General features: G+C 72.0%; 10 protein-coding genes. 4 read left to right on the forward strand and 6 right to left on the reverse strand.

What is annotated here, in order from left to right:
• Positions 1-149 precede the first annotated feature (149 nt).
• Together QSK26_RS02020 and QSK26_RS02025 are read right to left on the reverse strand one after the other, a co-directional pair.
• Positions 150-2,348, reverse strand: a complete 2,199-nt coding sequence (locus QSK26_RS02020) for an acyl-CoA dehydrogenase family protein (protein ID WP_285773183.1) — start codon at positions 2,346-2,348, stop codon at positions 150-152.
• A gap of 315 nt (positions 2,349-2,663) precedes the next feature.
• A complete protein-coding gene (locus QSK26_RS02025; RefSeq protein ID WP_285773184.1) occupies positions 2,664-2,870 on the reverse strand; it encodes a hypothetical protein in 207 nt (68 codons plus the stop codon).
• Here QSK26_RS02025 and QSK26_RS02030 point away from each other — a divergent pair.
• Positions 2,848-3,573 (forward strand): hypothetical protein, encoded by a 726-nt coding sequence (locus QSK26_RS02030; protein WP_285773185.1) that lies wholly within the window; start codon positions 2,848-2,850, stop codon positions 3,571-3,573. The two genes, QSK26_RS02025 and QSK26_RS02030, sit on opposite strands and share 23 nt — an antisense overlap.
• Before the next feature lie 628 nt (positions 3,574-4,201).
• Positions 4,202-5,242 (forward strand): S1C family serine protease, encoded by a 1,041-nt coding sequence (locus QSK26_RS02035; protein WP_285773186.1) that lies wholly within the window; start codon positions 4,202-4,204, stop codon positions 5,240-5,242.
• Positions 5,243-5,291: 49 nt separating this feature from the next.
• Here QSK26_RS02035 and QSK26_RS02040 read toward each other — a convergent pair whose 3' ends face one another.
• Positions 5,292-7,133 (reverse strand): ABC transporter ATP-binding protein, encoded by a 1,842-nt coding sequence (locus QSK26_RS02040; protein ID WP_285773187.1) that lies wholly within the window; start codon positions 7,131-7,133, stop codon positions 5,292-5,294.
• On the reverse strand, positions 7,130-8,872 hold the full coding sequence (locus QSK26_RS02045) for an ABC transporter ATP-binding protein (RefSeq protein WP_285773188.1): 1,743 nt from the start codon (positions 8,870-8,872) through the stop codon (positions 7,130-7,132). Before QSK26_RS02045 ends, QSK26_RS02040 begins: the two co-directional genes overlap by 4 nt.
• A 288-nt stretch (positions 8,873-9,160) precedes the next feature.
• Here QSK26_RS02045 and QSK26_RS02050 point away from each other — a divergent pair, with 288 nt between their 5' ends.
• Positions 9,161-10,693 (forward strand): SLC13 family permease, encoded by a 1,533-nt coding sequence (locus QSK26_RS02050; protein ID WP_285773189.1) that lies wholly within the window; start codon positions 9,161-9,163, stop codon positions 10,691-10,693.
• Positions 10,694-10,697: 4 nt separating this feature from the next.
• Here the strand turns inward: QSK26_RS02050 and QSK26_RS02055 are convergent, their stop codons facing one another.
• Positions 10,698-11,246: a GntR family transcriptional regulator gene (locus QSK26_RS02055; protein WP_285773190.1), complete on the reverse strand. Its 549-nt coding sequence runs from the start codon at positions 11,244-11,246 to the stop codon at positions 10,698-10,700.
• A gap of 189 nt (positions 11,247-11,435) precedes the next feature.
• On the opposite strand from QSK26_RS02055, the gene QSK26_RS02060 reads away from it, so the two are divergent.
• Entirely contained in the window at positions 11,436-12,416 is a 981-nt protein-coding gene (locus QSK26_RS02060) for an aldo/keto reductase (RefSeq protein ID WP_285773191.1), read from the forward strand.
• 31 nt (positions 12,417-12,447) lie between these two features.
• Here QSK26_RS02060 and QSK26_RS02065 read toward each other — a convergent pair whose 3' ends face one another.
• A complete protein-coding gene (locus QSK26_RS02065; RefSeq protein WP_285773192.1) occupies positions 12,448-12,900 on the reverse strand; it encodes an SRPBCC family protein in 453 nt (150 codons plus the stop codon).

Raw genomic sequence — 12,900 nt, forward strand, 5'->3', positions numbered from 1 at the left:
GGGGGACAGTATCTCTTTCCGGCTGTTCGTTGACGTCCGCGGAGAAGATCCATCTTTCCGATGGTCGTCAGAGGGATGCCCGTCCTGAAAGGTTCACCCACCGGTCCGCCGCCGGACGGGAGCCGGAGACTCCCGTCCGGGCGTCGTGATCACTTGCCGGGCTCGGGGTCCCGGGGCAGGCCGAGCATCCGCTCGCCGATGATGTTGAGCTGGACCTCGGTGGTGCCGCCGTAGATCGTCATGGCGCGGGTGGCGAGCACGGCGCGGTTCCAGAAGCCGGCGGCGCCGGCCTTGACGTCCGCCGCCGCCGTGGCGGCCGGGCCGAGCAGGTCCACCGCGCACTCCGAGACGTGCTGGGCGTGCGAGGTGGACAGCAGCTTGCGCACGGACGCGTCCGCGCCCGGCTCGGAGCCGGCGAGCTGCTTGAGCGTCACCCGCAGGGACAGCGCGTTGATCGAGTGCGCCTCGCAGACCACGCCGGCGAGGTGCAGCCGCTCGGCCGGGGTCAGCTCCCGGCCCAGTTGCGCGATCATGCCCAGCAGGTCGGGCAGCGCGGCGCCGGTGCCGCCGGAACCCGAGGACAGCGACACGCGCTCGTTGGACAGCGTGTTCCTGGCCACCCGCCAGCCGTCGTCCACGTCGCCCACGACCATCGCGTCCGGCACGAAGACGTCGTCCATGAAGACCTCGTTGAACAGGTTCTCTCCGGTCATCTCGGTGAGCGGGCGCACGGTCACGCCGGCGTCCTTCATGTTCACCAGGAAGTAGGTGATGCCGGCGTGCTTGGGCTTGTCCGGGTTGGACCGTGCGATGCAGATGCCCCACTCGGCGAAGTGGGCCACCGACGTCCAGATCTTCTGGCCGTTGAGCTTCCAGCCGCCATCGACCTTCTCGGCCCTCATCTGCAGGCCGGCCAGGTCGGAACCGGCGCCGGGCTCGCTGAAGAGCTGGCACCACATCATCTCGCCGCTCAGCGTGGGGGGCAGGAAGCGCTCCTGCTGCTCCTTGGTGCCGTAGGCGGCGATCGACGGCACGACCCAGGCGCCGATGATCATGGCGGGGAGCCTGACCTTGGCCGCGCGCAGCTCCTGGTGGATGAGCACCTGCTCCAGCGGCTTCGCGGCCCGGCCCCACGGCCTGGGCAGGTGCGGCATGACGAAGCCGGCAGCGGCCAGGGCCCGCTTCTGGTCCCTGCCCTCCAGCTTGGCGATCTCCGCGATCTCCGCCCGCAGCCCGGCGCGGAGCGACTCCGCCTCCTCGGGCAGCTCGATCTCCATCTCCCGGGAGACGCCGTTGAGCGCCAGCTCGGCCACGGCCGACGACCACTCGGCGGAGGAACCGAGCAGGGAGCGCAGGGTCAGCGCGCGGCGGTAGTACAGGTGCACGTCGTGCTCGAAGGTGTAGCCGATGCCGCCGAAGGTCTGCACCGCGTCCTTCGCGCACTGCACGGCCGCGTCGGGCGCCATCACGCCGGCGATCGCGGCGGCGTAGGCCAGCTCGTCGCCCTCGGCCGTGGTGGCGTCCCACACCGTCGCCCTGGCCTGCTCCAGCGCGACCAGCATGCGCGACAGCTTGTGCTTGATCCCCTGGAACTGCCCGATCGGCCGCCCGAACTGCTCGCGCACCTTGGCGTAGTCGGCCGCCGCCCGCACGCACCACGAGGCCAGCCCGGTCGCCTCGGCGCCGAGCACGATCGCCGCCAGTTCCCGCACCCGCGGCGCGCGCAGCCCGTCGAGGACCCGCTCGGCCGGTACGGCGACGCCGTCGGCCTCGACCCTGGCCACGCCGCGGGTCAGGTCGAGCGACTTGACCGGGGTGACCGTGACGTGCTCCTTGGCCAGGACGACCCACTCCTCGCCCTGCCCGGTGCTCACCGGCAGCACGATCACGTCGGCGAGCGCGGCTCCCAGCACGAACTCCGCGACGCCGGAGACGGTCAGCACGCCGTCCTCGCCCCAGGCGCCGGTCAGGCTCCCGTCGAGCGCGACCGCGCCGGTCACGGTGCCGTCCGCCAGGCCGGGCAGCAGCTCCGCCCGCGCCTTGCCGTCCGAGGCGAGGATGACGGCGCTCGCCAGCACGGTCGGCACGAACGGCCCCGGGGCGACCCGCTCGGCCAGCGCCTCGACGGCGACCGCGGCCTCCAGCAGCCCGTACCCCGAACCTCCGTGCTCCTCGGGCAGGTGCAGGCCGAGCAGCCCCTGGTCGGCGAGACCGCTCCAGAACCCCGGCCGCTCCTCGGTCTCGGCCGCCACCGCGGCCCGCACCACCTCGGAGGACACGTTCCGCTCGGCCCACCCGGCCACCGACTCGCGGAGCGCCTCGTGCTCCTCGCTCAGCCCGATCCCCATGTCACCCTCCACACGGCTGCTGCCTGCCTCATCCCCAGAATCATATTCTGGAACATGCTTCCACCGCGACCCCGCACCCGGAAACACCACCCCTCCCACCCCACCGGACCGCCCACCCCACCAGCCCTCACACCGACCGCCCCGGCCACCTACGAGACGGCGGCGCCACCTCGGACGGTGGCCGTATCCGCTACAGGGCCGGGACTCCCTCGGCACGACTTCACCGCACGGGCCTCCCTCGGCACGACTTCGCCGCACAGGCTGGGCATTCGCGACGTGGCTTCCCGGCACGGCCGGTCGAGGCGCGGGGGCGGATCAGCGTGTCGGCGGGACGTCGTCGCGCGGGTGCAGGGGGGCCGCGGCCACGGCCGCCGTTCCCGCCGTGGCGCCCATGCCGGTCTCCCCCCTGGGCTCGTCCCCCGAGAAGAACACGAAGATGAGGAAGACGATCAGCGCCGTGATCAGGGTGGCCCCGATCCCGTAGATGACCCGCAGCGGCGTGTCCCCGACCTTCGTCACCATCCGCGCCAGGAACCCTTCCCCGGACGCCCGCGGCGCCCCCACCCTGCGCTCCGCACCGAAGCCCGGCCCGCCCGGAGAGCCGCCGAGGGGCGCACCCCCGAACCCCCCGTACGGCGCGCCGCCGGAAGGCGGACCGGAGGGCGACGCGGGGGACGGCCCGGAGGATGACGGGGCGAAGGGCGACGAACCGGAGGGGTACGGGCCGGAAGGGAACGAGCCGGGGGCATGCGGGCCGGACGGAGACGACGGCGGCCCACCGGGCGAGAACGGCTCAGGCGACGGCGGAGCCCCCCAGCCGGACGACCGCCCGGATGGCGACCCGGACCGCGACGGCGCCGACGACGGCGAAGACGGCGGCGGCACCGGTGTGGACGGCGGCGGCGTGGAGGTGGCGGGTGGGCGGGGGCCGGAGGTCGCGGGAGGGAACGGTCCAGAAGGCCGGCGGCGTACCGTCAGCGTCTCCTCGGCGTCCCCGACGGCGTCCGGCGGCGGCGCGAAAGGCCGCGGCGACCGGCGCTGCGCGGGCGAGGACCCGGGCGAGGACGCGGACCCGGGCGACGACGAGGACGGGTGCGGGGACGAGTGCGACGGCGGGGACGAGTGCGACGGCGGGGACGAGTGCGACGGACGTGACGAGGGTGACTGGCGCGGCGAGGATGACGGGCGCGGCGCGGGCCCCTGGGAGTCCACGGATGTCGAGTAGGGGCGGCGGCCGGGCGACGACGAGGGCCGAGACGGAGGGGTGGACCCGGGAGTGGTGGGACCGGCGGGGGCCGCGGGGCGGGCGGGCCACTGGGGGCCGGTGACCGGGGTGCCGTCGGCGCGGAGGCGGGGGATCGGGGTGGTGGCGTCGGACGCGTCGTAGGGATCGGGCGCGCCGGGTGCCGGGTTGCGGCCGGGGGCAGCGGCAGAGCCGTCAGGGACATCGGCCGAGCCGTCGGCGGCAGTGGCCGAGCCGTCGAGGGCATGGGCCGAGCCGTCGGGGACATCGGCCGAGTGGCCCGTCTCGGGGTCTCGCGAAGGGTCTCCGACGACGTCCGTCATGGCCGCAGGCTACGTCAGAATACGCTCCGACGCAGCCCGGCATCTGTTAACAAAACCGCATCTCCCCAGGTCAAGCCTCTATGCCCGACTAACAGAATCTCCTTCTGGGATGGCGGGGTCACATTCCGTGAGGAGTGGCTGCCACGAGATCGCCACCGCCGCCCCACCCGTCCCACCCCACCGGGGAAACCGAGCCGCCGCGGCCTGCGAGACGCGTACCTACCCGCCTCATAGGGAAGAAGGCTCGCATGGGCCATCAAACTCTCCGGCTTCGGTTGAGAACGGCCGTGATAGCCGTCACGCTCATGGCGGTCGGCGGGTGCGGGACGAACTTCGCCTCACCCCAGCCCACCCCCTCCGCGGCGCCGTCCCGTACGGCGTTGCCACCGAACTCCCCGTTCGCCCTCGAAGCGGCGTACCAGTCCGTCATCACGAACGTGCTGCCGTCCATCGTCCAGATCACCACCAGGCAGGGCCTGGGCTCGGGTGTCATCTTCGACACCAAGGGCCACATCATCACCAACGCGCACGTGATCGGCGACTCCGAGCAGTTCCAGGTGACTCCGGCGACCGGCGGGTCGCCCCGGCGCGCCCAGCTCGTCCAGTCGTTCCCGGCCGGCGACCTGGCCGTCATCAGGGTGAGTGATCCCTCCGGGCTCACCCCGGCCAAGTTCGGCGATTCGAGCAGGACCAGGGTCGGGCAGATCGTCCTGGCGATGGGCAATCCGCTCGGCCTGTCGGGAAGCGTGACCAACGGCATCGTCTCGGCGGTCGGCCGTACGGTCACCGAGCCCCAGGAAGCCGGCTCGCCCGGGGCCACCATCACCAACGCGATCCAGACCTCGGCGGCGATCAACCCGGGCAACAGCGGCGGCGCGCTGGTGAACCTGCGCGGCGAGGTCATCGGCATCCCCACGCTGGCGGCGGTCGATCCGCAGATCGGCGGCGGGGCGGCGCCCGGCATCGGGTTCGCGATCCCCAGCAACACCGCCACCGACATCGCCACCCAGATCGTCAAACAGGGCCGGGTCACCAACTCGCGCCGGGCGGCGCTCGGCATCACCGCAAGCACGGCGATCGACAACGACGGGCAGCCCGTCGGGGTCAACGTCGTGCAGGTCACCCGGGGCGGCGGCGCCGCGACGGCGGGCATCCGCGCGGGTGACATCATCACGGCCGTCAACAACACCCCGACGCCCACCACCACCGAACTGTCCGAGGTCCTGGCCTCGCTGCGGCCCGGCGGCACGGCCCAGGTACGGCTCTTCCGCCCCGACGGCACCACCCGCACCGTCAACGTGAAACTCGGCCAGCTCTCCTCCGGCTGAACGCGGACCTCCGCCGGTACCCCTGGACCGGGGTACCGGCGGGCGGCCGTCAGGCCAGGCTCTCCAGCCAGGCCCGGTGCAGGCCCGCGTACCGGCCGGAGCCGGCGACGAGGAGCGCGGGCGGACCGTCCTCGACGATCCGGCCGGCCTCCATCACCAGCACCCGCTCGGCGATCTCCACGGTGGACAGCCGGTGCGCGATGATCAGGGCGGTGCGGTCGGCGAGAATCGTGCGCAGGGCGCGCTGGACCAGCCGTTCGCTCGGCACGTCGAGGCTGGAGGTGGCCTCGTCCAGGATGAGCACGGCGGGATCGGCCAGGAACGCCCGGGCGAACGCCACGAGCTGCCGCTGTCCCGCCGACATCCGGCCGCCGCGCTTGCCGACCTCGGTCTCGTAGCCCTCCGGCAGGCCGGAGATGAACTCGTGCGCCCCGATCGCCTCGGCGGCGGCGACCACCTCGGCCATCGACGCGCCGGGGCGGCCGAACCGGATGTTGTCCGCCACGGTGCCGCTGAACAGGAAGTTCTCCTGGGTGACCATGACGACGGCGCGGCGGAGGGCCTCCTCGTCGAGGTCTCGCAGGTTGACGCCGTCCAGCAGCACGCGCCCGGCCGTCGGGTCGTAGAACCGGGCGATCAGCTTGGCCAGGGTCGTCTTGCCCGCCCCGGTCGCGCCGACCACCGCGACCGTCTGCCCGGCGGGCACCACGAGGTCCAGCCGGGGCAGGATCGGCATCTCCTTGACGTAGGAGAACTCCACGCCCTCGAACCGCACTTCGCCCGCCACGCGCGGCAGCGGCACCGGCTGCGCCGGCTCGGCCACCTCCGGCTCCTCCTCCAGCACGCCGGAGAGCTTCTCCAGTGCCGCCCCGGCCGACTGGAGGGTGTTGTAGAACTGGCTGATCTCCTGCATCGGCTCGTAGAACTGCCGCAGGTACAGCAGGAACGCCGCCAGCACGCCGACCGTGACCTCGTCCTGGAAGGCGAGCCAGCCGCCGTAGAGGAGCACGGCGGCCACGGTGACGTTGCCGATGAGCTTGACCCCCGGCATGAACAGCGCGACCAGCCGCATGCTCTGCCTGTTGGCCAGCCGGTAGTTCTCGTTGAGCTCCTCGAAGATCTCCTGGTTGCGCGGCTCCCTGCGGAACGCCTGGACCGCCCGGATGCCGGTCATCGACTCCACGAAGTGGACGATCACCAGCGCGACCGCCTCCCGGGTGCGCCGGTAGACGAGGCTCGACTCACGCCGGAACCAGCGGGTGAACAGCAGCAGCACCGGCAGCGGGATCAGCGCGACCAGTCCCAGGTGCACGTCGAGCACGATCAGCAGGACAGCCGTGCCGACGAGCGTCAGGACGGCGGTGACGATGCTGTCGAAGCCCGACTGGAGGAGTTCGGCGATCGCCTCGACGTCGGAGGTGAGCCGGGAGATCACCCGGCCGGAGGTGTACCGCTCGTGGAAGGACAGCGACAGCCGCTGGAAGTGGTCGAAGACCCGGCGGCGCAGCTCCAGCAGGATGCCCTGGCCGATCTTCCCGGAGAGCTTGAGGAAGACCTGCCGGGTGAACGCCTGCACCAGGGCCGCGGTGAGGATCACCGCGACGACGGTCAGCAGCGACCCCGAACCCTGGCCGCGCAGCATCGGCGGGATACCGCTGTCGATGCCGACCTTGACGAGGTACGGGATGGCCAGCCCGGCGGCGTTGCTGACCAGGATGATCGCGACGAGGAGGGCGATCGCCTTCTTGTGCGGGCGCAGCAGGTCGCCGAGCAGCCGCCGGGATCTCGTCCGCAGCAGCAGGGAGACGTTCTCCGGCAGGTCGTCCCGGTTCTCCGCCGCGACCCCGCGCCAGCCCTGCGGCTCGCGCACGGGGGTGCCGGTGGTCGTCATCGCAGCACCCCCTCCTGGTCGAGGTCGGCGTCCTGGGCGAGCAGCTCGCGGTATTCCGGCACCTCGGCCAGCAGGTCCTGGTGCCGCCCGACGTGCGTGATCGTGCCGTCGCGCAGCAGCGCCACCTTGTCGGCGAGCAGCACGGTGGAGGCGCGGTGGGCGACGACGACGCCGGTCGCCTCCGCCAGCACCTGGCGCAGGGCCTCCTCCACCAGGGCCTCGGTCTCCACGTCCAGGGCGGACAGGGTGTCGTCGAGGACGAGGATCCTGGGCTTGCTGAGCACCGCGCGGGCCAGCGCCAGCCGCTGCCGCTGGCCGCCGGACAGCGACAGGCCCTGCTCGCCGATCCGGGTGTCCAGCCCCCAGGGCAGGTCGTGCACGAACCCGGCCTGGGCGACCTCGATGGCGGCCTCCATCTCCTCCTCGGAGGCGTCCCCGCGGCCGAGCATGAGGTTCTCCCGCACGCTCATCGAGAACAGCGTCGGCTCCTCGAACGCCGTGGCCACCACCGAGCGCAGCTCGGTCAGCGGCAGGTCGCGCACGTCGTGCCCGTCGATGGTGACCCGGCCCGACGTGACGTCCAGCAGCCTCGGCACCAGGGCGGTCAGCGTCGTCTTGCCCGACCCCGTCGCCCCGACGACCGCGACCGTCTCCCCCGGCCGCACGTCGAGCCAGACGTCGTGCAGCACCGGCCGTTCGGCGCCGGGGAAGCGGAACCCGGCCCCCTCGAAGCGCAGGTGCCCGCGCGGGACGTCGATGCCGCCCGCGCCGCCGGTGATGCCGGGCTCGGTGTCCAGCGCCTCCATCACCCGGTCGGCGGCGGTCATCGCCTCCTGTCCCATGGCCAGGATGTAGCCGAGCGAGGCGATCGGCCAGACCAGGGACAGCATCAGCGTGGTGAAGGCGACCAGGGTGCCCAGGGTCAGCGAGCCGCCGCCGACCGCCAGCGCGCCGAGCAGCAGCACCAGGGCGAGCGTGACGTTCGGGATGACCTCCAGGAAGGTGAAGAACCTGGAGGACAGCCGCACCTTGTCCATCGAGGTGTCGTAGACCTTCGTGGCCGACCCGTCGTAGCTGTCGTAGACGTGCCGGCGGCGGCCGAAGGCGCGGATCGTCCGGATGCCGAGCGCGGACTCCTCGACCAGCGTGGCGAGGTCGCCCTGCTGGTCCTGGACCAGGCGGGAGATCCGGATGTACCGCCGCTCGAAGCGCAGCGACACCAGCACGATCGGCACCGACGAGGCCGCCACGAGCAGTCCCAGCGGCCAGTACATCTGCAGCAGCACCACCGTCACGGTGATGAGCTGGAGGATGTTCATCACCAGGAACAGCAGGCCGAATCCGAAGAACCTCCGGATGGCGGACAGGTCGGTCGTCGCGCGGGACAGCAGTTGTCCCGACTGCCACTCGTTGTGGAAGCTCATCGGCAGCCGCTGGAGGTGCCGGTAGAGGTCGTCGCGGATCGCGGTCTCCAGGCCGAGCACCGGCCCGGTCTGGCTCCATCGGCGGACGAAGGTGAGAAACGCCTCCGTCACCCCGAGGCCCAGCGCGAGCAGGCCGAGCGGGAGGAGGGCGCCCGCGTCGCGGTGGGCGATGGGACCGTCGATGATCTCCCGCCCCACCAGCGGGATGGCGATGCCGGCCGCGATGCCGGCGATGGTGGCCAGCCAGATGAGGACCAGGCGGGGCGCGTAGGGACGGAGGTAGGACTTGAGCCGCCACAGGGACGCGGAGAACATGCGGCGGCGGGGAGAAGATGGCGGTTCGTCGGCGGTGGACCCAGTTTCTCGGCTGTCTGGAGGCATCGTCGGGCGCAAAGCTCCTCACATGCGGGATATGGACCGGGCGCAGGGCATGCGCCGTCCATGCCTACTTAAGTTATTACTGCCCCGCAATCCATTTTCCCGGAACATCTGGGCGACGCTCCTCTTCAAGAGCACCGCTCACCCGGGCGGGAAGCCCAGGCCAGACGCCGGCTCGCAAAGTGGGTCTTGCCCGGCTGTGATCTCCGATGGAGCATCGGCGATGTGACCTATCGCACACTGGACGAGATCAGGGAAACACTGAGCCCGGCCGAAGAGCGGTTTGAACGGGCACGCCGTACGGCCGGTCTCGCCCTCGCCCCCCTGGGCGGGCTGGCCGTCTTCCTCGCCACCCCGGGCCTGACCGCCGACCAGCGCGGCCTGGCCGGCATCCTCACCTTCGTGATCATCGCCTGGATCACCGAGCCCATCCCCATCCCGGTCACCGCGACGCTCGGCCTCGCGCTGTGCGTGCTGACCGGCGTGGCCCCCGCCGCCGACGTCTTCGGCTCGTTCGCCAGCTCCACGATCTTCCTGTTCATCGGGAGCTTCATCATCGCCGAGGCCATGATGCGGCACGGGCTGCACCGCCGGTTCGCCTTCCGGATGCTGTCGCTGCCGGGCGTGGCCACCTCCACGTACCGGACGATCGTGGTCTTCGGGGTGACCACGATGCTGCTCAGCGCCTTCGTGTCGAACACCGCGACCACCGCGATGCTGCTGCCCATCGCGCTGGGCGTGGTGGCGACGCTGTCCGGCTTCGTCGCCGAGGGCGCCGACCCGCAGCGGCTGCGCTTCGCCACCGCCGTCATGCTCATGCTCGCCTACAGCGCCTCCATCGGCGGACTGCTCACGCCGATCGGCTCACCGCCCAACCTCATCGGGCGCGGGCTCATCGAGGAGGCCACCGGGACCACGATCCCGTTCTTCACCTGGATGCTGATCGCGGTGCCGATCGTGCTGGTGATGTTCGCGGTGCTCGTCGTCGTGCTGCTCTGGCTGAACCGGCCGGAGACGCGGCGGATCGAGGGCGCGGCGGCGTACATCGCCGGGGAGCGTTCGGCGCTGGGCCGGTTCAGCCCCGGCGAGCGCAACACGCTCATCGCCTTCGGCGTGGCCGTGACGCTGTGGGTCACGCCCGGCGTCGTCGCGCTCATCGCCGGTGACGACTCCGACCTCTACCGGGGCGTGCTCCGGCACGTGGACGAGGGCGTGGTGGCGGTCCTCGCCGCCGCGCTGCTCTTCGTGCTGCCGATCGACTGGCGCGCCCGGCGGTTCACCCTCACCTGGAACGAGGCGGTGCGCATCGACTGGGGCACGATCCTGCTGTTCGGCGCCGGGATCGCGCTCGGCGGGCTGCTGACGGACACCGGCCTCGCCGAGACCGTCGGCCAGAACGTCGCCTCACTGCTCGGCGTGTCCTCCCTGCTCGGGCTCACCGTCCTCGCCACCCTGGTCGCCATCGTGATCAGCGAGACGACCAGCAACACCGCCAGCGTCGGCATCGTGGTGCCCATCATCCTGCCGATCGCCGCCGCCGCCGGAGTCAACCCGCTCATCCCGGCGCTCGCCGCGGTCTTCGGCGCGTCCTACGGCTTCATGCTGCCGGTCTCCACCCCGCCGAACGCGATCGTCTACGGCTCCGGCATGGTGCCGATCACCAAGATGGTCCGCTCGGGCGTGGTGTTCGACCTGATCGGCGCCGTGGTGATCGTGGCCGGCGTCATGCTGATGGCCCGGGTGGCCGGCCTCGGCTGACACCTCAGAACTCGTCCGCGCCGGCCACCTGGGTGATCGGGAAGATGTGCCGGGTGGCGGCGCAGACGGTCTCCAGCGTGTGGATCGGCACGTCGCCGGCCGAGTAGCTGGCCCGCAGCACCTGGACGACCCACTCCCCCGGGTCCAGTTCCAGGGTCTCCGCCTCCGTCCCCGCGGGCGGCCGGGCGATCAGGTGCTCGTCGGCACGGCCGAACCGGTGGCCGAGCGCCTCGATCCCGGCCTGGAGGCTCGGCCGTACGAAGTCGGGGGCCTCGATCGGGGTGCCGCCGAAGACGTCGAGCCGGAAGTAGCTGGTGGCGACGCGTACCGGGACGTCGTCGGCGAGCAGCAGCTTGCGGCGGGCGAGCACCTCGGCGCCGGCCGGCAGCCGCAGCGCGGCGGCGACGTGCTCCGCGGCGGGCTCCGGGCCCACGTACAGCATGCGGCGGCCCGCGCTGACGCCCTGCCGCCGCGCCTCGGTCATGAACAGCGAGGCCGACGCCCGTACGGCGGGCTCGGTCGGCAGCGTCCGCCGCACCACGATTCTGGCCACCCGCACCGCTCCTCTGCCCCGCTCGACTCCGATGCCCCGCGGCAGACGGTACCCGGCCCCGGCACCGCCCCGGCATCGGGGCCGTGTCACGTGCACGCCGGCATGAAACGATCTACCCACCACCGAATCCGTGAGAGGAGGACGCGCGGCCCCCCGCCGGCACCTCAGGGCCGGTTCCGCGCGCATCTGATGGAGTACACCCGACTGGGCACCACCGGCACCCGCGTTTCCCGGATCTGCCTGGGCATGATGACCTACGGCGACCCCTCCCAGCGGGAGTGGTTCCGGGGCGAGGACGTCGCCGAGCCGATCGTGGCGCACGCCGTCGAGGCCGGCGTCAACTTCTTCGACACCGCCGACATGTACTCGCTGGGCGTGAGCGAGGAGATCACCGGCCGGCTGCTGGGCAAGCTGTTCGCGAACCGGGACGACTACGTGCTGGCCACGAAGGTCTACCACCCCATGAGCGACGGCGTGAACGACAGGGGACTCTCCCGCAAGCACGTCATGGCCTCGATCGACAACTCGCTGCGCCGCCTGGGCACCGACCACGTGGACCTCTACCAGATCCACCGCTGGGACCCCGACACGCCGATCGAGGAGACCATGGAGGCGTTGCACGACGTCGTCAAGGCGGGCAAGGCTCGCTACCTCGGCGCGTCCAGCATGTACGCCTGGCAGTTCGCCAAGGCCCAGCACGCCGCCGAGCGCCACGGCTGGACGAGATTCGTCACCATGCAGAACCACTACAACCTCGTCTACCGCGAGGAGGAACGGGAGATGAACCCGCTCTGCGCCGACCAGGGCGTCGGGCTCATCCCGTGGAGCCCGCTCGCCCGCGGCTTCCTGGCCGGCAACCGGGAACGCGGCGGCGTCAAGCACACCGTACGCGCGAACAGCGACGTCTTCTCCGACATGCTGTACGGCGACGCCGACTTCGACGTGGTGGACGTGGTCCGCGAGGTCGCGGCCGAGCACGACGTGCCGCCCGCGCGGATCGCCCTGGCCTGGCTGCTGGCCAAGCCGGGCGTCACCGCCCCGATCGTCGGCGCCACCAAGCTCGGCCACCTGGCGGACGCGATCGCCGCGCTGGACGTCGAGCTGACCGCGGACGAGATCGCCCGCCTGGAGGCGCCCTACCGCCCGCACCCGATCCTCGGCCACGCCTGAGAGCCACCCGCCGCGCGCAGCCCGGCGGGGCTCACCCGCCGGCCGCGCGCTCCAGGCGCACCCTGATCGCGTGCAGTTCCCTGCGCATGTCGCGGACCAGCAACGGAGTCAGCACGGCGTCGGCCACGGCGGCGACGGCCGGCGCGAACACGAGGTCCATCCGCCGGGTGACCAGCGTGCCGTCCGGGTGCCCTGCGCAGACGAAGGACCCGCTGAACCGGACGACACGGTCCAGCACGCTCGGCGACGGCACGACGTCGACCCGCTCGTCCCCGGTGCGCACCACCCGCTGCGTCATCGCCGGGCCGGGCAGCCCGAACAGTTTCGGCCGGAACCGGAACGTGACCGTGTCACCGTCGCGCCACAACCAGTGGATCGCGCCGATCTTGCCGTCCACCTCCCGGTAACGGCGCAGGTCGAGGACGAACTCCAGGACCTCCTCGGCCGGACGGCGGATGAGCACGGTCGCCTCACCGTGTGCCAC

Source organism: Microtetraspora sp. NBRC 13810, from assembly GCF_030268685.1.
Classification (GTDB): Bacteria; Actinomycetota; Actinomycetes; order Streptosporangiales; family Streptosporangiaceae; genus BSRQ01.

Coding starts and splice junctions, on each gene's coding strand:
- QSK26_RS02040 (WP_285773187.1), bottom strand. CDS start 7,133: ATGACGACCACCGGCACCCCCGTGCGCGAGCCGCAGGGCTGGCGCGGG.
- QSK26_RS02020 (WP_285773183.1), bottom strand. CDS start 2,348: ATGGGGATCGGGCTGAGCGAGGAGCACGAGGCGCTCCGCGAGTCGGTG.
- QSK26_RS02060 (WP_285773191.1), top strand. CDS start 11,436: ATGGAGTACACCCGACTGGGCACCACCGGCACCCGCGTTTCCCGGATC.
- QSK26_RS02025 (WP_285773184.1), bottom strand. CDS start 2,870: ATGGTGACGAAGGTCGGGGACACGCCGCTGCGGGTCATCTACGGGATC.
- QSK26_RS02045 (WP_285773188.1), bottom strand. CDS start 8,872: ATGTTCTCCGCGTCCCTGTGGCGGCTCAAGTCCTACCTCCGTCCCTAC.